The 21,111-nt window shown below is 44.0% G+C and carries 24 protein-coding genes and 1 pseudogene; 5 read left to right on the top strand and 20 right to left on the bottom strand.

Features of this window, described 5'->3' with window-relative positions; all coding sequences use genetic code 11:
• Positions 1 to 3 precede the first annotated feature (3 nt).
• The 7 genes from Bovatus_RS22915 to Bovatus_RS22885 all read right to left on the bottom strand — a co-directional run bounded on the left by Bovatus_RS22915 (position 4) and on the right by Bovatus_RS22885 (position 5,940).
• Positions 4 to 1,173, bottom strand: coding sequence for a DUF418 domain-containing protein (locus tag Bovatus_RS22915; RefSeq protein ID WP_004301945.1), 1,170 nt, complete (start codon positions 1,171 to 1,173; stop codon positions 4 to 6).
• 83 nt (positions 1,174 to 1,256) lie between these two features.
• Entirely contained in the window at positions 1,257 to 2,129 is an 873-nt protein-coding gene (locus Bovatus_RS22910; RefSeq protein ID WP_004301944.1) for a pyridoxamine kinase, read from the bottom strand.
• 135 nt (positions 2,130 to 2,264) lie between these two features.
• Positions 2,265 to 2,846 (bottom strand): LutC/YkgG family protein, encoded by a 582-nt coding sequence (locus Bovatus_RS22905; protein ID WP_004301943.1) that lies wholly within the window; start codon positions 2,844 to 2,846, stop codon positions 2,265 to 2,267.
• A complete protein-coding gene (locus Bovatus_RS22900) occupies positions 2,843 to 4,228 on the bottom strand; it encodes a lactate utilization protein B (RefSeq protein ID WP_004301942.1) in 1,386 nt (461 codons plus the stop codon). The genes Bovatus_RS22905 and Bovatus_RS22900 overlap by 4 nt, the downstream gene beginning before the upstream one ends.
• Positions 4,225 to 4,965 carry a (Fe-S)-binding protein gene (locus tag Bovatus_RS22895; protein ID WP_004301941.1) on the bottom strand — a complete coding sequence of 247 codons (741 nt, stop codon included), beginning with the start codon at positions 4,963 to 4,965 and terminating at the stop codon, positions 4,225 to 4,227. Before Bovatus_RS22895 ends, Bovatus_RS22900 begins: the two co-directional genes overlap by 4 nt.
• Before the next feature lie 52 nt (positions 4,966 to 5,017).
• Complete coding sequence (locus Bovatus_RS22890) at positions 5,018 to 5,563, bottom strand: 7-carboxy-7-deazaguanine synthase QueE (protein WP_009000631.1); 546 nt, start codon at positions 5,561 to 5,563, stop codon at positions 5,018 to 5,020.
• Between the two features lie 20 nt (positions 5,564 to 5,583).
• Positions 5,584 to 5,940, bottom strand: a complete 357-nt coding sequence (locus Bovatus_RS22885; protein WP_009000630.1) for a 6-pyruvoyl trahydropterin synthase family protein — start codon at positions 5,938 to 5,940, stop codon at positions 5,584 to 5,586.
• A 129-nt stretch (positions 5,941 to 6,069) separates the two neighbouring features.
• On the opposite strand from Bovatus_RS22885, the gene Bovatus_RS22880 reads away from it, so the two are divergent.
• Positions 6,070 to 6,429 (top strand): YbaN family protein, encoded by a 360-nt coding sequence (locus Bovatus_RS22880; RefSeq protein ID WP_004301938.1) that lies wholly within the window; start codon positions 6,070 to 6,072, stop codon positions 6,427 to 6,429.
• On the opposite strand, the gene Bovatus_RS22875 is transcribed toward Bovatus_RS22880, so the two are convergent.
• The 4 genes and pseudogenes from Bovatus_RS22875 to Bovatus_RS22860 all read right to left on the bottom strand — a co-directional run bounded on the left by Bovatus_RS22875 (position 6,399) and on the right by Bovatus_RS22860 (position 8,988).
• Entirely contained in the window at positions 6,399 to 6,965 is a 567-nt protein-coding gene (locus tag Bovatus_RS22875; protein ID WP_004301937.1) for a 5'-methylthioadenosine/S-adenosylhomocysteine nucleosidase family protein, read from the bottom strand. The genes Bovatus_RS22880 and Bovatus_RS22875 overlap by 31 nt on opposite strands.
• 225 nt (positions 6,966 to 7,190) lie before the next feature.
• Complete coding sequence (locus Bovatus_RS22870; protein ID WP_004301936.1) at positions 7,191 to 7,517, bottom strand: DUF1493 family protein; 327 nt, start codon at positions 7,515 to 7,517, stop codon at positions 7,191 to 7,193.
• A gap of 17 nt (positions 7,518 to 7,534) precedes the next feature.
• Positions 7,535 to 7,848 (bottom strand): annotated as a pseudogene (locus Bovatus_RS22865) (Lin0368 family putative glycerol transporter subunit).
• Positions 7,849 to 7,899: 51 nt separating this feature from the next.
• Positions 7,900 to 8,988 (bottom strand): SMP-30/gluconolactonase/LRE family protein, encoded by a 1,089-nt coding sequence (locus tag Bovatus_RS22860; protein ID WP_004301934.1) that lies wholly within the window; start codon positions 8,986 to 8,988, stop codon positions 7,900 to 7,902.
• A 381-nt stretch (positions 8,989 to 9,369) separates the two neighbouring features.
• Between Bovatus_RS22860 and Bovatus_RS22855 the strand changes: the two genes are divergently transcribed.
• The 4 genes from Bovatus_RS22855 to Bovatus_RS22840 all read left to right on the top strand — a co-directional run bounded on the left by Bovatus_RS22855 (position 9,370) and on the right by Bovatus_RS22840 (position 12,444).
• On the top strand, positions 9,370 to 9,663 hold the full coding sequence (locus Bovatus_RS22855; protein ID WP_004301932.1) for a hypothetical protein: 294 nt from the start codon (positions 9,370 to 9,372) through the stop codon (positions 9,661 to 9,663).
• An 11-nt stretch (positions 9,664 to 9,674) separates the two neighbouring features.
• On the top strand, positions 9,675 to 9,965 hold the full coding sequence (locus Bovatus_RS22850) for a cell division protein ZapA (protein WP_004301931.1): 291 nt from the start codon (positions 9,675 to 9,677) through the stop codon (positions 9,963 to 9,965).
• A 123-nt stretch (positions 9,966 to 10,088) separates the two neighbouring features.
• Entirely contained in the window at positions 10,089 to 11,624 is a 1,536-nt protein-coding gene (gene rny / locus Bovatus_RS22845; protein ID WP_004301930.1) for a ribonuclease Y, read from the top strand.
• 64 nt (positions 11,625 to 11,688) lie between these two features.
• Positions 11,689 to 12,444, top strand: coding sequence for a copper homeostasis protein CutC (locus Bovatus_RS22840; RefSeq protein ID WP_004301929.1), 756 nt, complete (start codon positions 11,689 to 11,691; stop codon positions 12,442 to 12,444).
• A 119-nt stretch (positions 12,445 to 12,563) separates the two neighbouring features.
• Here Bovatus_RS22840 and Bovatus_RS22835 read toward each other — a convergent pair whose 3' ends face one another.
• From Bovatus_RS22835 to Bovatus_RS22795, 9 genes are all read right to left on the bottom strand, one after another.
• On the bottom strand, positions 12,564 to 13,778 hold the full coding sequence (locus tag Bovatus_RS22835) for a sodium ion-translocating decarboxylase subunit beta (RefSeq protein WP_004301928.1): 1,215 nt from the start codon (positions 13,776 to 13,778) through the stop codon (positions 12,564 to 12,566).
• Positions 13,779 to 13,792: 14 nt separating this feature from the next.
• Entirely contained in the window at positions 13,793 to 14,224 is a 432-nt protein-coding gene (locus tag Bovatus_RS22830; protein ID WP_009000610.1) for a hypothetical protein, read from the bottom strand.
• Between the two features lie 246 nt (positions 14,225 to 14,470).
• Positions 14,471 to 15,313, bottom strand: coding sequence for an FAD/NAD(P)-binding protein (locus Bovatus_RS22825; protein WP_004301925.1), 843 nt, complete (start codon positions 15,311 to 15,313; stop codon positions 14,471 to 14,473).
• A complete protein-coding gene (locus tag Bovatus_RS22820) occupies positions 15,306 to 16,319 on the bottom strand; it encodes a 4Fe-4S dicluster domain-containing protein (RefSeq protein ID WP_004301924.1) in 1,014 nt (337 codons plus the stop codon). Before Bovatus_RS22820 ends, Bovatus_RS22825 begins: the two co-directional genes overlap by 8 nt.
• Positions 16,320 to 16,328: 9 nt before the next feature.
• Positions 16,329 to 17,129: a 4Fe-4S binding protein gene (locus tag Bovatus_RS22815; protein ID WP_004301923.1), complete on the bottom strand. Its 801-nt coding sequence runs from the start codon at positions 17,127 to 17,129 to the stop codon at positions 16,329 to 16,331.
• Positions 17,122 to 17,595: a hydrogenase iron-sulfur subunit gene (locus tag Bovatus_RS22810; protein WP_004301922.1), complete on the bottom strand. Its 474-nt coding sequence runs from the start codon at positions 17,593 to 17,595 to the stop codon at positions 17,122 to 17,124. Before Bovatus_RS22810 ends, Bovatus_RS22815 begins: the two co-directional genes overlap by 8 nt.
• Positions 17,596 to 17,609: 14 nt before the next feature.
• Positions 17,610 to 19,610, bottom strand: a complete 2,001-nt coding sequence (locus tag Bovatus_RS22805; protein WP_004301921.1) for a CoB--CoM heterodisulfide reductase iron-sulfur subunit A family protein — start codon at positions 19,608 to 19,610, stop codon at positions 17,610 to 17,612.
• Positions 19,598 to 20,464 (bottom strand): CoB--CoM heterodisulfide reductase iron-sulfur subunit B family protein, encoded by an 867-nt coding sequence (locus Bovatus_RS22800; protein WP_004301920.1) that lies wholly within the window; start codon positions 20,462 to 20,464, stop codon positions 19,598 to 19,600. Before Bovatus_RS22800 ends, Bovatus_RS22805 begins: the two co-directional genes overlap by 13 nt.
• 2 nt (positions 20,465 to 20,466) lie before the next feature.
• Entirely contained in the window at positions 20,467 to 21,021 is a 555-nt protein-coding gene (locus tag Bovatus_RS22795; protein ID WP_004301919.1) for a 4Fe-4S dicluster domain-containing protein, read from the bottom strand.
• Between the last annotated feature and the right edge of the window lie 90 nt (positions 21,022 to 21,111).

The following is a 21,111-nucleotide window of genomic DNA, read 5'->3' as shown; positions in this document are numbered from 1 at the left end:
TCTCTAAATCCAAGTTCCTTTACGCCATAAGAATTCGAGTGGTCCCTGTTTATGGCGGGCAAGCCACCAACGACTGAATATCAACTGAACGGTAAAGATGAGCAATGCAATAAGCAGACTTGCCGTTGCTCCGGCATATTTGTACATCGCTAATCCGAATCCATAATAGATGGTAACTCCCATAATTGACTGGGATATGTAGTTCGTCAGACTCATACGACCGTAAGGAATCAGCAAACTTTGCCAGCTATACCCTTTCTCTTTCTTAAACCAAAGCAGGGTGAAGATAGAAACCAGAATAATCATAAAGGCAAAATTGGCATAAGACGGAACTGCTATGTTATAAGGAACTTGTATGGAAGGATTAGTGAGTAAATCCGGTACAAAGGTTTTCAGGCAATAGAGAGGAATGAACGCAAGGATAGCGCCTATCAGCATCTTCTTCCAGAAACACACGGATTCTTCATTCTTTATTAAATATTTCCGGCGTCCGAGCAACATTCCGAACATGAATAAAGCAGCCGTCTGAAACAAACGACCATTTTCTACTTGCCAGATGTTACTGTATAATTGTCCGTCGATAATGTTAGACCGCAATACTTCAAGGAAGTTGCCGTTGAGCGTCGCCTCCTGCGCACGTATGGCATAAGGCACGCAATGACCGGTCACTGCCACATAATCAGGATTTATCATTGCATAAACGGCACGTCCCCACTCATAAGGCTGAAGAAGCAGAATCAGGGCAATCCAGAAAACCGTTTTATCTTTTAGCTTGCAAACCGGTATCAATGCAAAGCCTACTACGGCATAGAGTAAAAGAATATCCCCGTTATAAAATAAAGCGTGCAACTGCGCAAACAGGAAAAGCAAACACAACCGCCAGGCAAATCGTCCGCGGAAGTCTATGCCACGCTTCTCCGCATTGTGAAACTGAATGTAAAAACTAAAGCCAAACAACAATGAGAAAGTAGCGTAAGCCTTTCCGGCGAATAAGAAAAACATGGTATCCCACGCATATTTATCAATCGTTTGCAACCATGCAGGCATATTCTCCGGTATAAAAAACAGATTATAATGCTCCAGATTATGTAATAATACAATTGCCAAAAGGGCAAATCCGCGCAGAGCATCCACTACTCCAAGACGTTCGGATGTTTTCAGTGTTTGAGTCATTAGATATAATTATTTCAGATTACTTTAGCGGCGGTAAAAGTAAAGGAAATATCTGGAACTCAAAAATTTGTGGATGTAAAAGATTAAATCAATTCATAACTGGCCATCTGTATCGGCATATCCAGATTGTGAAGTACTTTCTCCAACAGAATACCCTCCCGATTGTCATATTCATACCCGAAAGTGGCACGGATTCCTTGCAGGATAAATTGAGTGGCACGGTCTAATGCCATCGGCAAGCTGTCTCCCTGCATCAAAGAGCCGGTTATGACACTTGTAAAAGTATCTCCCGTACCGGGATAATGTGCAGGCAGATAAGGACAGGTCACTTTCCAGTAGCGGTTTCCCTGACGGTTATAAGCATAGACAGACGTTTTATGGGGTTCATCATGCACGGGGACACTGGTTATGATAACCACTTGCGGACCTTTATCGGACAAAAGGCGAAGATATTCTTTCAGCTCTTCATCCGTGTTGTCTGCTTTATAGGGTTCATCCAATAAATAAAATAACTCCGTCAGATTGGGAGTAATCACATCTGCTTTGGTTATCAGATGGCGCATTTCTTTCACCATCTCCATATCAAAGTTAGTGTACAGCCGGCCGTTATCTCCCAACACCGGATCGGCAACTATCAGGCTATCCGGCTGACGAAAGTCTTTGATAAAATCAGAAACAATCTGAATCTGTTTCGGAGAGCCCAGATATCCGGTGTAGATAGCGTCAAACTGTACCTCCAGTTTCTTCCACTGGGCAATAATCTTTGGCATTTCATCCGTCAGGTCGAGGAAGGAGAAACCGGGATATTGCGTATGGTTGGATAATACAGCTGTAGGAAGCGGACAAACCTGAAAGCCCATAGATGAAAGAATAGGAATAACGACAGTGAGAGATACGCGTCCCATTCCCGAAAGGTCATGAACGGCGGCTATTTTCTTTACTTTATTGGCATACATATCATTTAAATTTAAACATTTGACTACTCTTCTATGAACGAACCGGAACAGAGGCTCTATTTACAATAAACAGAAGTTCTGTTTATACCGAACAGAGGCTCTACTTCCTACCAATAGAGCCTCTGTTTTGAAACACTAGATTAATATCACTAATACGTCCCGTGCCCCATGTGCTCCCATCACCAATGCCTGTTCAATGTCGGCAGTCTTCGAAGGACCGGAGATGAATGTTCCGAATTGATATTCCTGTCCATCCAGCTCCCGATAAGCATCATACATGGTATTCACGATTTTATTCCGGTCGAGCAGGATAACCAGCTTTTCCGAGATAAAATAAATAGCTTTATATTTCACCGTCTGCGGTATCCAAATGGCTCCGTTCTCGGCAACTCCTATTTCTCCTTTCACTACGGCTACATCGGTGCCATCCAACTCTTTCGGATCATCCAGATTGTCGGGATTAAATGTCGCGCAGGAAATATCCGGTAAGACGGAAGCAATGCGCATAGCATCCGGATAAGTCCGGCGTATTACCGCATTCACATCTTCTCCTTCGCCCAATACCACTGCTGTGCCACCCACTGCACGACTGATTGCACAAAATTGTTCTATCTTGTCAGGATACGACAATCGCTCCATATCCGCAATATCCGGTTTATCATAACGAGTTTGCGTATTCTTGCGAATACTGGCTAATATCTCTTCTCTGCTGCTCATTTGGATTCCTCCTTTCCCTGTACTTTGTTCTTCTTCCACATTTCATTGAACGACTCTTTGGCAAATTCCGGCAGTTCACGCCCTTTTCCCCAATCGTCGAGATCGTTGTATTTCATAAAACGGGGCAGACCGTTCACTACCGGAGCCGCCCACAAAGCAGCATTGAACAATGCCGGACGTTCCATCAGGAATTTCATGCCGCCGGACATAATCTTCTTTCCTGTATTGGCTTTTCCCAGTCCGTCCAAATCCTGACGCCACTTGTAAATCTGTTCGGCCAAATCAACTTGCACCGGACAAACATCAGAGCAGGACATACACAGGGAGCAGGCAGAAAGATTATCATAATATTTCTCCGGATCGTGAGCCATGCCCAGATTAATACCGATAGGTCCGGGAATAAAATAGGTATAAGAGTATCCCCCACTTCGGCGATATACCGGGCAGGTATTCATACACGCACCACAACGGATGCAATTCAGTGTCTTGATATGATCGGGCTTGGAAAGCAATGTACTCCGGCCGTTATCTACGATAATGATATGATATTCACCGCCTTCGCGGGGACGGCGGTAATGGGAAGTGTAGGTGGTCACCGGTTGTCCGGTAGCCGAACGGGCAAGCAATCGGGTGAATACCCCCAGTGCATCCAAATCCGGAACAATCTTTTCCATACCGAAAGCGGCGATGTTCAACTTCGGGTAGGAAGTACCCATATCGGCGTTTCCCTCATTCGTGCAGACTACGATGTCGCCGGTTGAAGCTACGGCAAAGTTGGCCCCTGTCATAGCAGCTTCGGCATTCAGGAAGAGAGGTCGCAGGTTCTTACGTGCCGCATGAGTCAGGTAGGTAGGGTCGAAGTTTCCTTCCTCGGTTCCCATCTCCTTTTCGAAAAGTTCGCCTACCTGCTCCCGCTTGATGTGGATGGCAGGCAATACGATGTGACTTGGTTCGAGATGCATCAGTTGCAGGATGCGTTCGCCCAGATCGGACTCTACAACATCAATGCCCCGCTCCATTAGGAAAGGGTTCAATCCGCACTCTTCGGCGAGCATGGATTTACTCTTGATGAAATGGTGCACATTATGTTCATTCAATATCTCATAGACAATGGCGCAGTATTCATCGGCATCTTTTGCCCAATGCACAATGGCGCCGTTGGCAGTAGCGTTCTTCTCGAACTCCAGCAGAAGTTCTTCGAGGTGGCTGTTGGAATATAGTTTCAGTTCGCAAGCCCTGTTGCGCAACTCTTCCCATTCGGGAACTTCCTTGCTCATCTTATCCCTTTTGGCACGGACCATCCAAAGGGTTTCATTATGCCATGCTGCCATCTTGCTGTCCTGCAAGAACTTCTCGGCAGCCTTTGAATGTTTTGTACTCATGATTGCGACGCTAGAATTTCTACAATATGGATAATCTGAATAGGCAGATGCTCCCGTTTGATAACACCTTGCATGTGCATCAGGCAGGAACTGTCCGCTCCGACAATATATTCGGCTCCGGTGGCCATGTGGTCTTTCACCTTATCACGCCCCATGCAGACGGAGACTGCCTGCTCTTCCACGGCAAACATTCCGCCAAAGCCGCAACACTCGTCAATATGGCTGGGTTCGAAAACTTCGATTCCTTCAACCAGATCGAGCAAATCACGCAATTTATTGTAATAAGGAATATTCATCTCGGAGGGAGCGGAAATAAACAGTTCGCGCACCCCATGACAGCTATTATGGATGCTGACCTTATGAGGAAAGCGTGCAGGAATCTTGGAAGGTTTCAATACATCGTGAATAAATTCACAAATATCACAAATCTTTCCCGCAGTCTGACAAACATGTCCTTCTTTCTCTAAGATGCCCGGATGATTCTCTTTCACAAAAGCCACACAACTGGCGGAAGGACCGACTATGTAATCGTACTCCCGGAATAAATCGCCAAAACGGAGCGCCAACTTCATCGATTCATCTTCAAAACCGGCATTTGCCATCGGTTGTCCGCAACAGGTTTGATCCAACGGATAATCGACGTCTACTCCCAAACTTTTCAACAGTTTATACGATGCCACTCCCACATTGGGATATATGGCATTGATATAACAAGGAATAAACAAACCTACTTTCATAACTATATTATGTAATAATTTAAGATTCTTCCGTACCACCCGTCTATTTTGCTCAACGGATGTCGATTAATTTGTGTGTTTGCAGGCTGAGTCTCCATTTGGGATGTCGCATTACACAGTCCACTGTCAAAGCAGTGTTATTACAAGAACAAGGCTGGAGGAAAAAATGTTCGGCAGGAAGTAGTTCAAAAATACTTATATCTTGTCCTTCATAGACAACTTTCACTTCATTCATCCGGTCGATTGCCAGTTTTGCCCCTTGTTTGGGTGAGCAGGTCACCCAGTCGATAGATGCCGGTAAGGGGTGTGTACCGTTGGTTTCGATGGTCACATATTTACCAGCTTGGTGCAAAAGGTCGATCAATTGGTCGTCTATCCATAAGGAAGGTTCGCCACCTGTGAGGACAACGGTAACGGCAGGATATTTTTTCACTTTGGTGATAATTTCTTCATCAGTCATCATTGTTCCTTCTTCGTGTTGTGTGTCGCAAAAGTCACATTTCAGGTTGCAGCCGGAGAAACGCACGAAGATGGCCGGAGTTCCGGTGTGGTAACCTTCGCCCTGCAAACTGTAAAAGATTTCATTAATCTTTCTCATCGTCATACTTGTTTAATTTGCTACTCTTGTCCCTCTGCGCTGGCGGAATCTTTCTCATAGATGACTATGTTTCCTTCCGATTCCTGCACCTCTACCTTATAGCATTGAGGAAGCTGTTTGCACACCCACCGGGCGATATTCTCTGCTGTGGGATTGAACGGAAGTACTTCATTCAGATTTTGATGGTCGAGTTTTTCCATGACCACTTCTTTGATACGGGTGAAATCTACCACCATTCCTTCGGAGTTGAGCCGCATGGAACGGCAATAGACGGTGATAATCCAGTTGTGACCGTGTAAACTGGCGCATTTACTGCGATACGGGAGTACCAGCTTATGAGAAGCCGAGATCTCCATGCGTTTGATTACTGTAAACATGGGTGTATGTATTTTAATAGTTACACGCATCTAATGTCACCTCGATGCAACGGCAAAGGTAATACAAAATAGAGTTTTCATCCAGCAAAGAGTGTTATTTTTTCCCTTTTTTTGCACTATCTTTGCCGCATGAAAACTCTGTATATTGTTTTAGGTAGTATCTCTCTTGCACTCGGCATTCTCGGCATCTTTCTGCCGCTACTGCCTACTACCCCTTTTCTGTTACTCACCGCCGCCCTTTATTTCAAAGGGTCCCCCCGATTATATAACTGGCTCCTCAATCATCGGCACTTCGGTCCTTATATCCGCAATTACCGCGAAAACAAGGCGATCCCTCTCCGAGCCAAAGTAATCTCGCTCGTGTTGATGTGGGGAACTATGCTTTACTGCATTTTCTTCCTGATTCCTTTGATATGGGTAAAGATTCTCCTGGGACTGATTGCCGCAGGGGTCACTTATCATATTCTTTCTTTCAAGACATTAAAGTAATGCGATAGTCCCTGTCGTGCATCGGCAAGTTTATCTTCCCAATGTTTCACGGAGTTATGACCAATAATGTCAGTCACATATTTCACGGAAATAAACGGAATTTCTTTTGAACGGCAAACGAATGCCTGTGCATAGGCTTCCATGTCTACGACATCTCCGCTAACGTGAGTCAATTCTGTAAGAAAGCCATCTCCCGTGTTACAGATTCCTTCTTCTGTCCAGTGCTCGCAATAACCTTTTTCTTCGAGCAAGGCCGATGAATCAATCTCACACTCCAATCCGAACTCTTTCATTTTCTGCATATCACGGTCTACGAACTTGCGGCAGACAAAGATATCTCCTACTTGATGGTTGACTGTTCCGGCACTTCCGATATTGAGTACTAAGTCTGGTTGTACCTGGCAGATTGCTTCTGCCAGATGAAAAGCTGATTTTACTTTTCCAATACCTGTACGAATGTAATAAGGTTCTACATCCGGCCATTTAATCTCTACAAATTCGCCTTGGACGGCGTAGGTTACTAATATTTTCAACATATTCTTCTCTTGATTTATGAATATGCAAAAATAGAATTTTTATCGGAGATTAATCATTCAAGTGCAGAATAAGCCGCAAAATTTGCGGCTTATCTCCTGATTTTAACCGCAACATCCTGTCACAATTAAAATCTCATATCAGATAATCTTATAAGTTTTCACGACTATTCATACTACCTTTTGTTCTTCATTGACGTTTTCATACTTATTCTTATTTTTCAGAAATCAGACCAGTTTTCCTTCTTTCACAGCTCTTTCCAAATCTCCAAGTGTTATTCTTTTTTTGACTTTTTCCTTTCGTCCCAAAATTAAATCTAATAATTTAGGAAGTATCCAATCCCCTTCAGGATAAAAATACTCTTCAAAAACAAACTTTTCAACATTTACATTAAATATCCGACTAAACAAAGAGATAAATTCATAAGCATCATCTCCCTGAAGTTTCAAATCTCTTGCAAGATCAGTCTCACGAGTAAATTCACCACCCCACCGTTCTTCCTCAACAAACTGAATCACTTGTCTCCAAATATCTTCTCCATCCATAATTTTCATTCAAAAATCGTTTTTAATCACATACCTCCTATCAGACAACAGATTAAGGTAGGTACTGCATAAAAGAAGTTGGTGATATCGCCTTGAAAGCGGACAATTCCCAGGCAATTCCGGCAGAGCCGATACACCAGCCCTGATCCAGCCATATTTTTCCCGGAGGATTCAGAATAGCTCCATGATAATGGTTCATATACCACATAATGCCGATAATCAGTGTGGCCGCCAACCAGCCTCCCATCAGACCGTATGTCTTCCAAAGTTCCGGCCAAATGCCAAAAGCAAATCCGCCACAGATGGCAGAGCCGGCAAAGGTCGATAGATATTGTTTCATATAATTGATAATGTGTTTTTAGGTTTATAATAGTAGTTCGGGGTTGTTTATTTATTCCAAAGACAACTTAGCCAATGTGAAAGGCTTGTCATGTTTCCTGTTTACCTTATCCGGTCCGGTCACCAAATCGAAGCAGGACACAATCACTTGTCCGTTCCATACGATAGGTTCGCCCGGCTGATCCAGACCTCCGTCACTTCCGTCGCAGTCAGGGCTTTGAGCAATACGCTGAATTTTTCCGTCTTTATCAATGCGTGCAACTGCATTCGCCGAGAAATCCGCTACCCAGATATTACCTTTATCGTCTATACACATTCCGTCCGTGGTACGCAACTGGGTGGTATCTTTTGCCCATACGTCATTAGTAAATACATTCCCTTCCACATCCATCTTTATGCGGTGAACAGCGCCGTCACCGAAGTTTCCTACAAAGAGGTCGCCCGCTTCGTTGAAAACAATTCCATCCAGTCCGTATTGTACTTCTGGGTTCTTTGTGATAACGGTAGTAATAAGGTTTTTATCTTCTAATGTATTAGTCACTGCCACATCACGGTCATTCATATCAAAGCAATATACCCCGCTGACCAACAATCCCGAAGGATCTTTTATCTGCGATAATGAACTCTGGGTGACGTACAGTTTCCCGTTGCGGATACGCAGACCGTTAGGATGCTCCATACCGGATGCCACAGTGATTGTTTCTTTTAATTGGTCGTTTTCAAACTTCAGACGAAGAACACGTCCTTTATTCTGTGCTTTCTCTGCTCCACTCCAACCTTGATTGTCGCAAATAAACAGATCACCCTCTTCATTAAAGGCAATCCCCATCGGAGAAGCCCAGCCGGTTTCTTCCAATACCGGAACATCCATCCATTTCGTAATCTCGCCATTTTTGGTGATGCGCATCAGACAAGCAGGCTGTGTGATATCTGCAAAATTCGGACAGGCCAGAATCAAATCTCCATTAGGAGCGATAGCCATTCCGTCCGGTGTCGGACAACAATCCGGTAAATTTGCAAACAATTCGCTCTTCTGCGGAAGAGCATTCTCACCACCTTTTTGTTTCGGAGAAGTACATTGAATACAAGTTGCTCCCATCAAAGAAGCTGCCACAAGAGATAGTAAATAATACTTTTTCATGGTTAGATAATACAAATATTTATGTTTATAATACGAGTCCGTTAGTTCGGTACGCAAACATACTGGTATTTATCAGTAAAGAAGGAAAATGACAAATCAATAAAGGACAAAAATTGTTCAAAATGCTATTAAAAGAGCCGGTTTGAGCTGTAAATAGAGAGAAGGAACAAAATATGGAAAGGCTGAAAACAGAATATGAAAGGATTGAAACCCCTTTCATATATACCTTATATTATAAAAGCAGTCATCACTTACTTCCTATGCAATACTCTACTTTCCCCTCCGTTCATGGCTAATTTAGGCTAAAAAGAACATTTTCTCATAAAAAGTTTTTGTAATATCAGAGTTAATCGTATTTTTGTGTACAATTTTGGTGTAGTGATGACAGAAGAAGAAAAAAAGTTATTGAATTCCTTTGAAACGCAACTCCGGCATTTGATTTATTTGCACGATGAACTAAAGCGTGAAAATGCCGAATTGAAAAAGCTTCTCGATAATGAAAAGCTAAAAAACGAGAAGGTACAAGCTCAATACGATGAATTGGAAGTCAGCTATACAAACCTAAAAACAGCTACGGCAATCAGCCTTAACGGCAGCGACGTAAAAGAGACGAAGCTGCGATTGTCAAAATTAGTGCGTGAAGTCGATAAATGCATCGCTTTGTTGAATGAATAAGAAGAAGATGTATGAACGATAAAATAAAGATAAACCTGCAGATAGCAGATTCAAACTATCCGTTAACCATCAACCGTGAGGAAGAACAAATGGTACGGGAAGCTGCCAAGCAGGTAAATGTCAGGCTTAATAAGTACCGGGAGGTTTATAAGAACCTGGAACCGGAGAAAATTATTGCCATGGTAGCCTATCAGTTCTCGTTAGAGAGACTGCAATTGATGCAACGTAATGATACCAGCCCCTATGTGGAGAAGGTAAAAGAACTGACAGAATTGCTGGAGGATTATTTTAAGGAGGAATAAATCCCGACCGGCTATTCACTGATAAGAGATAAAACAACCACGCACTGCACAATATCCAAGCAAAGATACATGCTTTGATATTTGGCGGTGCGTTTTTATTTATATACTTAAATTAAATGTAGAATGATAGCAATAATAGCAACAGCAATTGCTTGCTTCATCGTAGGAGGAATCCTTTCATATATACTATTCCGGTATGTACTGAAATCCAAATACGATAATGTCCTGAAAGAAGCAGAGACAGAAGCGGAAGTAATTAAGAAAAACAAGCTGCTGGAAGTGAAGGAGAAATTCCTGAATAAAAAAGCAGATCTTGAAAAAGAGGTAGCATTGCGGAATCAGAAGATTCAGCAAGCGGAAAACAAACTGAAACAACGCGAAATGGTTCTTAGCCAGCGTCAGGAAGAAATCCAACGCAAAAAGATGGAAGCCGAAGCGGTAAAAGAGAACCTGGAAGCGCAACTTGTCATTGTTGATAAGAAAAAAGATGAACTCGATAAACTGCAACAGCAGGAAATCGATAAACTGGAAGCAATCTCCGGATTGTCTGCCGAAGAGGCCAAAGAACGCCTGGTAGAATCACTGAAAGAAGAAGCTAAAACGCAGGCACAATCATTCATTAATGACATTATGGATGATGCTAAGTTAACTGCCAGCAAAGAAGCGAAACGTATCGTTATCCAGTCTATCCAACGGGTAGCTACGGAAACTGCCATCGAAAACTCTGTTACGGTATTCCATATTGAATCAGATGAAATCAAAGGACGTATTATCGGACGTGAAGGACGTAACATCCGTGCTTTGGAAGCTGCTACCGGCGTTGAAATCGTTGTTGACGACACTCCGGAAGCTATCGTTCTTTCTGCCTTCGACCCGGTTCGCCGTGAAATTGCCCGTTTGGCACTGCATCAGCTTGTGACCGACGGACGTATCCATCCGGCTCGTATCGAGGAAGTGGTGGCTAAAGTTCGCAAACAGGTGGAAGAAGAAATTATCGAAACCGGTAAACGTACAACCATCGACTTGGGTATCCACGGTCTGCATCCTGAATTGATCCGTATCATCGGTAAGATGAAATATCGTTCTTCTTATGGTCAGAACTTGTTGCAGCATGCACGTGAAACAGCCAATCTTTGTGCTGTGATGGCATCTGAACTGGGATTGAACCCGAAGAAAGCGAAACGTGCAGGTTTGCTGCATGATATCGGTAAAGTGCCTGATGAAGAACCGGAATTGCCGCACGCATTGCTGGGTATGAAACTTGCCGAGAAGTACAAAGAAAAACCGGATATTTGCAACGCTATCGGTGCTCACCACGACGAAACGGAAATGACCAGCTTGCTGGCTCCTATCGTACAGGTATGTGACGCCATCTCCGGTGCACGTCCGGGTGCACGCCGCGAAATCGTAGAGGCTTACATCAAGCGTCTGAACGATCTCGAACAACTGGCTATGGCTTATCCGGGTGTAACAAAGACTTATGCTATCCAGGCAGGGCGCGAACTCCGCGTTATCGTTGGTGCGGATAAGATTGACGACAAGCAGACAGAAAGCCTGTCAGGCGAAATCGCTAAGAAGATCCAGGATGAAATGACTTATCCGGGACAAGTGAAGATTACCGTCATTCGTGAAACACGTGCGGTTAGTTTCGCTAAATAAAGAAACCATTCAAAAGAAGATTCATATAAGGGCGAAGAAATTCGCCCTTTTTTAGTATACGACTATGGAAAAGTTTCAAATTGAGATTTGTACGAATTCAGTGGAAAGCTGCCTGGCTGCACAGGAAGGTGGTGCCAACCGCGTGGAATTATGTGCCGGAATACCGGAAGGCGGGACAACCCCTTCCTATGGTGAAATAGCCATTGCAAGAGAAGTACTGACTCATACCCGCCTGCATGTTATTATCCGGCCACGTGGAGGAGATTTTCTTTATTCGGATATAGAAATCAGAACAATGCTGAAAGACATCGAAATCGCACGGAGATTGGGGGCAGACGGAGTCGTATTCGGTTGCCTGACAGCAGACGGCGAAGTAGACTTGACATCAATGCAGATTCTAATGGAAGCCTCTAAAGGGCTGTCAGTCACCTTCCACCGGGCATTTGACGTATGTCGTAATCCTCAAAAGGCACTGGAGGAGATCATAGAGCTGGGATGCAACCGTATTCTGACTTCCGGGCAGCAACCTACGGCTGAACAAGGTATCGGTCTTTTAAAAGAATTGCAAGGACTGGCTGCGGGAAGAATTACGCTACTTGCCGGCTGTGGAGTAAATGAAAATAATATTGCATGGATTGCGGCAGGAACCGGAATCAATGAGTTTCATTTCTCGGCACGCGAAAGTATTCAAAGTGAAATGAAATTCAGAAATGAAGTTGTCTCAATGGGAGGAACAGTACATATCAACGAGTACGAACGAAATGTGACTTCCGTGCGAAGAGTCAAAGAAACAGTGGAGGCTTTATATAAAGGAATGTAAGTTATCGCCTCTCTACTATATACTAAGAAATGGCGAACATACAGTTTTTAAGCCTTTTGTTCACCATTTCTATTTTGCATTACCACCAGCAGTATCAAGAAAAACCGCTATACCTTTATTTATAAATAAGGAATCACCGTAATATAAATACCTGTAATAATAGCCGAAGTAATTACTCCCGAGATATTAGCTCCCAAGGCATCTCCCAAGACGAATGAGTCCGGATTATCTTTGCTTACAATCTTTTGTGCAACCTTTGCGGTAGTCGGCACACAGCTAACAGCCGCAATACCGATGACCGGATTGTAATTACCCCGTTTAATAATATACATGATATATCCTCCGATTATTCCTCCGATACCGGAAAGTAATAATGCTACAATGCCTAATACTAATAGTTTCAATATCTTCGGATCGAGCAGCAGATGTGCATCACAAAGTACACCCAGCAACACGCCCAACATAAAAGTCGATCCATAAAGCAGCGGACCACTCACAAAATCATAAATATGTTTCATACCCGACTCACGAACAGCAACCCCCAGAAACAAAGAGAAGAACAAAGGAGAAGCTACCGGGAATAAGAAACAGAGAATAGCACAAAGAACAGCAGAGAAAGCCAGTTTCACTTTGGCATCGTAATTCTTCGGAGCTTTCTTTGTCACCATCTTAATAGCACGGAAACGTTTGGGAACCAGCAGCTTCACAAGGTAAGGATAGCCTCCATAAGTCAATCCTAAATAAAGATAGGCAACCACCGTAATAGGCACAAACAAATGCTTTGCCAATGCCAGTGAAGTAAACAATACCATCGGTCCGTCTGCTCCACCTACCATAGCCACTGATGCACTTTCTTTGAGAGTCAGGCCGAGAGCGGAAGCAATAGGGACTGTCAGGAAAGTGCCCAGTTCTGCACACAGAGCAAGAAATATACTTGCAAATGGTTTCTGAAGCAGGAATCCAACATCCAAAAGCGCCCCGATACCCATAAAGACAAAGCAGGCTATGAGTCCATTACTAAACGTCAGAGTGTAAACAGGTTGCAGGAAATCTATCTGCATGGTATTCATTAATTGATCCGTATCTGAAAGCATCGGATCAAGAAAGAGGTTACCCAGTGTGCCGTCGGGCATCATCAGTGTTCCGCAGTTGATAGCTACCATTCCCAGTCCCATAGGGATCATCACCATAGGTTCGAGAATACCTTTCCAACCTAAATAGATCAGCAACAGACCGAGCAGTGCCAGAAAAACTCTTGCAGAAGCAAGTACCCATCCGCTTGCCATCATTGTACCAATACCTTGAAATAAGGTAGCAAAATCTATATTTTCCATAAATTAGTTTCCTTTTATTGTTTGTTGTTAGTAAGTTTCTTTGAGTTCTTCTTATTGACATGTGCCTGCTCTTCTTCCCGCAGAAAGAATTCACGAGTATCCTGTGAATAATAGTAATTCATTAAATTATTTTCCGAAGCTCCCGGACTCACGCCATGATAATAGCCAGCGTAACCGGTGAAGTTCCTGTCAATCCCCTTACTGTAGTCTTCACGAGAATCACCTAAAGCATCTTCATCTGCAATAGGTATCTGCCGGACTAATCTTTCCACCTTCTGCCGATGCTGCCGCCAGCGTCGTAACCGGAGTAGCTCCAAACGGTGGGAACTATAAAAGTCAAATGAATCAGCCGCATAGGCAATCAACTTAATGACCGCAGCGACAAAAAAACCGATGAGGAAAGTAAGCCCCATCATCGCAAGAGTAGACAGTAATAAATGAATCATAGTAATATAAAAATTAGGTTGTACAATCATATTCAAAATAAAGAAGAGGCGCCCAATGGTGAAACCATTATAAAATTTAGACACATATGAAAGTTAATCCCATTGGGCATTCCTCATCACCATATAAAAACAATCGGCGGATATTATTTGCCTGAAATCACTTCGGTATATATCCTTGCTTTTATACGACGTAACTCCCGTTTCACAACGGAAAACACAATATTTTAATCCTTGAATACCCTATCATTAGTATTCAGGAGGTATATCATTCAACTGGGCTTTGGTAAATACGGGACCGTCTTTGCAGACATACAACTTCCCGACATTACACCGTCCACATTTTCCAACACCACATTTCATCCGGTTCTCCAGGGTGGTATAAATATTCTCATCGGCAAAGCCTAACTTCTCCAATACAGGAAAAGTGAACTTTATCATCACCGGAGGTCCGCAAACTATTGCCACAGTATCTGCACTGGCAGGTGCAGCAGCCTCAAGCACCGAAGGTACAAAACCGACTTTTCCTGTCCAGTCGGGAGTCTCCCCCCCGGGATCAACCGTAGTTATCAGATTGACATCCGGACGGTTTTCCCATTCTTTCAGCTCTTCTTTATATACCAGGTCGTTAACAGACTTGGCTCCGTAAACAATCGTTATATCTTTAAAATCTTCCCGCCTGTCCAATGCATTCCAGATGACGCAACGCATCGGCGGAAGTGCTATACCACCTGCAACGAACAACAGATTCTTTCCTTTCCACTCGTCCAACGGAAATGTGTTTCCGAAAGGTCCTCGAAAACCGACGGTAGCTCCTTCTTCCAGTTTGGCAAGTCCGGTAGTCACCCGTCCTGCCTGACGGAATGTACACTCGATATATCCTTTACGAGTAGGCGACGAAGCAATACAGAAAGTTGACTCTCCTTCACCAAACGCAGAGTATTCACCGAACTGTCCGGCTTTGAAGTGAAAGGCTTCTCCTTCCTTCTCGTCTTTAAATCTTAACCGGAAAGTCTTCACTCCCGGAGCTTCATGGGTTATCTTCTCAATCACCATCAGGTGCGGAAGATATATATTCGACTGCTCATTCATGGCTTGATATCGATATTAAGTGTTCAAGTATATTCATATCTACCGGGCAGGCACGCGAACAACGTCCGCATCCGGTACAACCGGTTTCCTGTATCCGTTCAGGCATATAGGAGAACTTATGCAAAATGCGCTGACGCCAACGGGCGCTCTGCGTCGGACGCGGATTATGTCCGGATGTATGGAGGGTAAATAGCGAAAAGCCGCAAGAATCCCAACAACGGACACGATGACCGGACGAACCTTTGGCATCTTCCTGAATATCAAAACAGGCACAAGTTGGACAAACATAAGCGCATGCGCCACATCCCAAACAGCGTTCGGACTGTTGTTTCCAAACAGGACTGTCGAATGCTCCCGCCAACTTCTCACGTACATTATCAACATTGAAACGGGTGGGAACGGATGCCAGATATTGTTCCTTATCTATTTCTTCGGCAGGTGTATATTCTTTCACAAAGAATTTAACCAATGCTTTGCCTTTTGCTGTCAAGACTTCCACCAATGCACTCTGATCCGGCAACTCCGTAATCTGAATATCACTGCCGACAGTATTACCGGGCCCCCCGTGAACGGAAGTACAGAAACATGATTCATCGCATTGTGCACAACTGAAGCTGATTAATGTCATTTTCTCCCGCCGGGCATTGTATAGTTTATCTTTATAATCCCAATTAAAAATACCGGAAAGGGGTGCAAACCCTGCTGCATCACAAGGACGGATTTTCCAGAGAATCGTTTCAGGAATTACATTAATATCCGCTTCCTGCAAAGTAGCTTCTTTCCCGTCTTTCTGATAAGAGAACAGCACTTCTGTTTTCGGGAACACAAAGCGTTTAGCCGACTGGGTAGTCTGCACATAGTCCGTCGCTACCTCATCGTAAGAAGTCACTCTTTTGAAGTCTACTTTATCTCCTGAACGCACAGGAGCAAAAATATGCATTTCCTTTTTCACCATCTGGTGAAACCATTCTTGCAGACTGCTTTTACTGATATGTAGATTTTCCATTACTTTCTTTTAATGTATAAAGTTCTCTTTATCTTCTGCCTTGAAGGTAGAAAGTACATTTCCCGCAGGATTGATAGCTCCGGGAGCAACCCCGAACTCGCCCTGAATGTCTTCCATCATACTTTGTGTCATCAAATGAAGAGGAATACCCACCGGACAAGCTTGTTTACAAGCGCCACAACCGATACAACGTCCTGCCATGTGCATCACGCGGTTAATCTGCCACTCCATATTTGTCAGCGGAGCAGACCAGGGTTGTACCCACTGCGGACAATTGACCTCCACAATACACCGACTGCAATAACACAACGGACAGGCAGCCCGGCAAGCATAACATTTGATACATTTCGACATTTCCTCCATCCAATATTTCCACCGCTCTTCACGACTCATCTTTTTCAGACGATCAATCAGTTGGAGATTCTCCTCACTAATAGTCAAGGGAAAGTCTGCCAGATATGTTTTTATTTCATCGAATCCTTTAAACTGGATAACTTCTCCATGTCCGTCAACGGTCAATACCAGAAGATTATCTTCTTTCAACTGGTTTTCGAATGCCAATTGAACAATCGTCCGTAATGCCGGAACCGTAGCTGTTATAGCCACTTTGCCTGTTCCTGTTAATTCCCGTTTTGTCAGATAAACTGCGATATTATTCGTGCAACGGTCGTCCAGTATCAGTCTGTCGGCATTTTCTGCCTGCCGGCAAAAGAGAGGACGTGTTCCATGATTTCCTTCTTCATAGCCTATCACAAGATTCACTTCTCCTTCTTGTAACAAAGCAACTGCTTTTTCTATCAGTTTACTCATAGATAGCCTCCTTTTCCAAATAGTCCGAAGCTTTCTGATACTCCAGATAAGGTCCCAGTTCACGGATTCCGGCAACTGTCTCATTCACCAGATCAGCCCACTTGGCTCCCTCTGCCGCCGACACCCATGAATAACGGATACGACGTACATCAATACCCAGGAAGTCGAGCAGTCCGCGGAATACAATCCAACGACGACGTGCGTGGAAGTTTCCGGATGTATAATGACAGTCATTCGGATGACAACCAGAAACGATAATTCCATCAGCACCTCCGGCAAAGGCTTTCAACAGTAACATAAAGTCAATTCTTCCTGTACAGGGGAAGCGGACAATTTCTACATTAGTCGCATACTTCAACCTGCTCGTACCTGTCAGGTCTGCCCCGGCATACGTGCACCAATTACAGACAAAAGCTACAATGCGCGGTTCAAATTCCTGATTATTCTCGATCTTATTTTCGTTCATAGCTTACTCTCTTTTTAATGGTTCAGCAATGCCATCACTTCGGCATAGACCTGTTCATTGGAATATCCTTGTATATCAATAGATTTGGAACGGCAGAAAGCAACACAAGTACCACAACCCTGACAAAGTCCGGGATTTACTTTAGCTACGGTCTTTATTACATTTCCATTCCTGTCTTTTATTTCTTCACGTTCGATAGCCTGATAAGGACAAGCTGTCTGACACATGAAACATCCTACGCAAGTACTGAATAACGGAGGAGCAGTACGATTGACAACGGCTATCAACGGCTCGCGAACCAGATTTGCCTGTGAAAACAATCCTGCTACTTTCACAGCGGCTCCCGAAGCCATTCCCACTGTTTCGGGAATATCTTTCGGCGCCTGACAGGCTCCTGCCAGATAGATTCCGGCTGTATTCGTTTCCACCGGTTTCAGTTTGGGGTGAGATTCGGCAAAGAACTGATAAGGGTCATAAGAAATGTGCATCTTCTGCGCCAGTTCTTCCGCTCCCTTGTTGGCAACTCCCGCTGTGGCAAGCACTACCATGTCAGCTTCTATCTCGACAGGTGATGCTCCCAACAGGGTGTCTACTCCTTTAACAATCAATTTACCGTTCTTCTCATATATACGGGCGACGCGACCACGGACGTAATTCACTCCATCCTCTTCAATGGCACGGCGCACAAATTCTTCATAGTTCTTTCCTCCGGCACGAATATCCATGTAGAACACGTACGATTCGCCACCATGTACCTTATGCTGATAAAGCATCGCATGTTTGGCTGTGTACATACAGCATATCTTAGAGCAATAAGGAATTCCTTTGGCCGGATCGCGGGAACCGGCACAGGCTACAAATACAATCTTTTGAGGAATCTGTCCGTCAGACGGACGGCGAATCTCTCCGAATGTAGGACCGGAAGCCGATGCCAGACGCTCAAACTGCAATCCGGTAATGACATCTTTGTATTTTCCATATCCATATTCGGGGAAAAAGTCTGTATTCAACACATTGAATCCTGTAGTTACTACAATCGCTCCGACTTCTTCGGTGATAATACGGTCCTCTTGTCCGAAACGGATAGCCCCCGTAGGACATAGCTTTTCACAGACTCCACATTTACCATTGCGATAATGGGTACAATGTTCTTTATCAATCACCGGTTTATTGGGCACTGCTTGCGGAAAAGGAACATAAATAGCTGTACGCATTCCCAAACCGGCATTAAATTCGCTCGGTATCTTTTTGTTGGGACATTTAGTCGTACAAAGTCCGCAACCGGTACATAATTTCTCATCAATGCTCTTCGCTTTCAGGCGTATACTGGCTTTAAAATTACCGATAAAGCCTTCCACATGCTCCAGTTCGGCATACGTATAAAGAGTGATATTCGGATGCTGCGCTACTTCCACCATTCGGGGAGTAAGAATACACTGCGAACAGTCTAATGTAGGAAAAGTTTCCGAAAGCTGTGACATGTGTCCGCCGATGGACGGTTCTTTCTCTACCAGAATGACCTGATGTCCGCAATTGGCGATGTCCAGACTTGCCTGAATTCCGGCAATTCCTCCCCCAATCACCAGTGCTTTTTTAGTGATAGGAACCTGAATGGGAACCAAAGGATGATTCCGCTTTACCTTTTCAACCAGACTTTTGACAATATCGACAGCCTTACGGGTAGTTGCCTCCCCTTTCTCATGTACCCAAGAGCAATGCTCACGAATATTAGCTATCTCGCATAGATAAGGATTCAATCCGGCTTCCGCACATGCTCTCCGAAAGGTAGGTTCATGCATTCGCGGAGAACAGGCAGCAACGACAACGCCATCCAATCCATATTCTTTAATGGCGTTCTTAATCAATGTCTGTCCCGGATCGGAACACATATATTTATAATCGATGGCATAGGCAACGCCTTCCATTTCTTTTGCCGCCTCGGCCACTTTTTCGCAGTCGACAGTTGCACTGATATTTTCACCACAATGGCAGATAAAAACTCCTATTTTAGACATACTTCCGCCTCCTTCAAATTTACAGCTACAAAATGACGTCCCAGTCCCAATTCCTTGGGAGCCAGTCCGACAGCCAGTCCGATAGCCTGTGTGATATAAAGAACCGGTATGGTAACAGGTTTTGCCAGATAGTGGTTGATAGCAGGGCGACGCATATCCAAATTAGAATGACACATCGGACAAGCCACAATCACGGCTTCCGCTCCCCGGTCATCAGCATCTTTCAGTATATTTCCCGAGAGACGTCCTACAAGGTCTGTGCGAGAAACGGACAAGCCCGCACCGCAACACTCCGTTTTGAAAGCCCAGTCAATAGGAGTGGCACCAATCAGAGACATGATTTTGTCCATGCTTTGCGGATCTTCCAAACGGTCGAAGTTTAATATTTTATGGGGACGCACCAGCAAGCAGCCATAGTAACAAGCCACTTGATGAGCAAAAGGACGTACTATCTTCTCTTTTAATGCATCCAGCATATATTTCTCTATCATCTGGATGACATTCAATATTTTCACATTACCGAGGTAGCGCATTCCAACTGTAGTCAGTATTTCATCCTTCAATGCTTCATTGTGCATTAATTCGTATTGAGCAACACTCAAACGATTGTAACAGGAAGCGCAGGGGACAACGATTTCTTGAAATCCCTGTTGTTCTGCCAAAGCCAACACGCGGGTAGGTAAGGCAAGAGACAATTGTTTGCTCATGGAGTGAGCAGCCGTTGCACCGCAACAGTTCCAGTCTTTCAACTCGATTAGTTCGAGTCCCATCGCCTGTGCCAGTGCTTTGACTGATTCATTATATTCACGAGAAGTTCCGTTTAGCGAACATCCCGGATAGAAACCGATTCTCATAGCTACTTTTGAGTCTTTTCAATGGTTTGTGCAAATATCTTTTTGATCTTATTCTCATCTTTTACCCGTTCCGGAAGGAGGTTGAGCTTCCCTTTGACGAACATAACAGGAGCCACATTCAAATCCTGTGTCAGACGTAAAGTGCGGGCTTTAAAACCTGCAACCAATCCCACTTCGTAGAGTCTTCCTGTTCTTTTCACTGATTCGAGAAAAGCGGAATGGAAAGCTACAACAGGGCGTGACTCTTTACTTATGCATCCTTCTTTCCGGGATTTCTCACGCAGGTAGTCCATCACTTCAGGAATGTTTATTTCTTTGGGACACCGGGCAATACAGTTTTCGCAATTCAAGCAAATCCAAATGGCGTTGGAACTTAACACGCGACGGTCATTTTGAGCATTTTTTGTCTGTAACAACCGGAGAATATAGCTGGGAGCATAATCCATCTCCTCTGATAACACACATCCGGCCGTACATTTGCCACACTGGTAGCAATAAGACACATCAATACCCGTCTTTTGTTCCAAGTCATAGGAAATACATTCTTTGTTTTCCATGTTGACATGAATAAAATAGATAATAATAAAAATAAAGGAAAGAGTGGCAGAGAGGTATCAGAATAAGACACACCTCACCCAACCAAAAGA

The sequence above is a fragment of the Bacteroides ovatus genome (assembly GCF_001314995.1).
GTDB classification, from domain to species: Bacteria; Bacteroidota; Bacteroidia; order Bacteroidales; family Bacteroidaceae; genus Bacteroides; species Bacteroides ovatus.
Note: the sequence above shows the minus strand (reverse complement) of the source record. Positions and strands in the feature narration are given on the sequence as shown.

Bases quoted from the DNA above. Each gene is read 5' to 3' on its own strand.
- Bovatus_RS22905 (WP_004301943.1), bottom strand. From the start codon at position 2,846: ATGAGCAGCAGAGAAGAGATATTAGCCAGTATTCGCAAGAATACGCAA.
- Bovatus_RS22880 (WP_004301938.1), top strand. From the start codon at position 6,070: ATGAAAACTCTGTATATTGTTTTAGGTAGTATCTCTCTTGCACTCGGC.
- Bovatus_RS22795 (WP_004301919.1), bottom strand. From the start codon at position 21,021: ATGGAAAACAAAGAATGTATTTCCTATGACTTGGAACAAAAGACGGGT.
- Bovatus_RS22885 (WP_009000630.1), bottom strand. From the start codon at position 5,940: ATGTTTACAGTAATCAAACGCATGGAGATCTCGGCTTCTCATAAGCTG.
- Bovatus_RS22820 (WP_004301924.1), bottom strand. From the start codon at position 16,319: ATGGAAAATCTACATATCAGTAAAAGCAGTCTGCAAGAATGGTTTCAC.
- Bovatus_RS22875 (WP_004301937.1), bottom strand. From the start codon at position 6,965: ATGTTGAAAATATTAGTAACCTACGCCGTCCAAGGCGAATTTGTAGAG.
- Bovatus_RS22860 (WP_004301934.1), bottom strand. From the start codon at position 8,988: ATGAAAAAGTATTATTTACTATCTCTTGTGGCAGCTTCTTTGATGGGA.
- Bovatus_RS22890 (WP_009000631.1), bottom strand. From the start codon at position 5,563: ATGAGAAAGATTAATGAAATCTTTTACAGTTTGCAGGGCGAAGGTTAC.
- Bovatus_RS22840 (WP_004301929.1), top strand. From the start codon at position 11,689: ATGGAAAAGTTTCAAATTGAGATTTGTACGAATTCAGTGGAAAGCTGC.
- Bovatus_RS22900 (WP_004301942.1), bottom strand. From the start codon at position 4,228: ATGAGTACAAAACATTCAAAGGCTGCCGAGAAGTTCTTGCAGGACAGC.
- rny (WP_004301930.1), top strand. From the start codon at position 10,089: ATGATAGCAATAATAGCAACAGCAATTGCTTGCTTCATCGTAGGAGGA.
- Bovatus_RS22800 (WP_004301920.1), bottom strand. From the start codon at position 20,464: ATGAGAATCGGTTTCTATCCGGGATGTTCGCTAAACGGAACTTCTCGT.
- Bovatus_RS22870 (WP_004301936.1), bottom strand. From the start codon at position 7,517: ATGAAAATTATGGATGGAGAAGATATTTGGAGACAAGTGATTCAGTTT.
- Bovatus_RS22830 (WP_009000610.1), bottom strand. From the start codon at position 14,224: ATGATTCATTTATTACTGTCTACTCTTGCGATGATGGGGCTTACTTTC.
- Bovatus_RS22850 (WP_004301931.1), top strand. From the start codon at position 9,675: ATGAACGATAAAATAAAGATAAACCTGCAGATAGCAGATTCAAACTAT.
- Bovatus_RS22810 (WP_004301922.1), bottom strand. From the start codon at position 17,595: ATGAACGAAAATAAGATCGAGAATAATCAGGAATTTGAACCGCGCATT.
- Bovatus_RS22915 (WP_004301945.1), bottom strand. From the start codon at position 1,173: ATGACTCAAACACTGAAAACATCCGAACGTCTTGGAGTAGTGGATGCT.
- Bovatus_RS22805 (WP_004301921.1), bottom strand. From the start codon at position 19,610: ATGTCTAAAATAGGAGTTTTTATCTGCCATTGTGGTGAAAATATCAGT.
- Bovatus_RS22855 (WP_004301932.1), top strand. From the start codon at position 9,370: ATGACAGAAGAAGAAAAAAAGTTATTGAATTCCTTTGAAACGCAACTC.
- Bovatus_RS22910 (WP_004301944.1), bottom strand. From the start codon at position 2,129: ATGTATGCCAATAAAGTAAAGAAAATAGCCGCCGTTCATGACCTTTCG.
- Bovatus_RS22895 (WP_004301941.1), bottom strand. From the start codon at position 4,965: ATGAAAGTAGGTTTGTTTATTCCTTGTTATATCAATGCCATATATCCC.
- Bovatus_RS22825 (WP_004301925.1), bottom strand. From the start codon at position 15,313: ATGAATGAGCAGTCGAATATATATCTTCCGCACCTGATGGTGATTGAG.
- Bovatus_RS22835 (WP_004301928.1), bottom strand. From the start codon at position 13,778: ATGGAAAATATAGATTTTGCTACCTTATTTCAAGGTATTGGTACAATG.
- Bovatus_RS22815 (WP_004301923.1), bottom strand. From the start codon at position 17,129: ATGAGTAAACTGATAGAAAAAGCAGTTGCTTTGTTACAAGAAGGAGAA.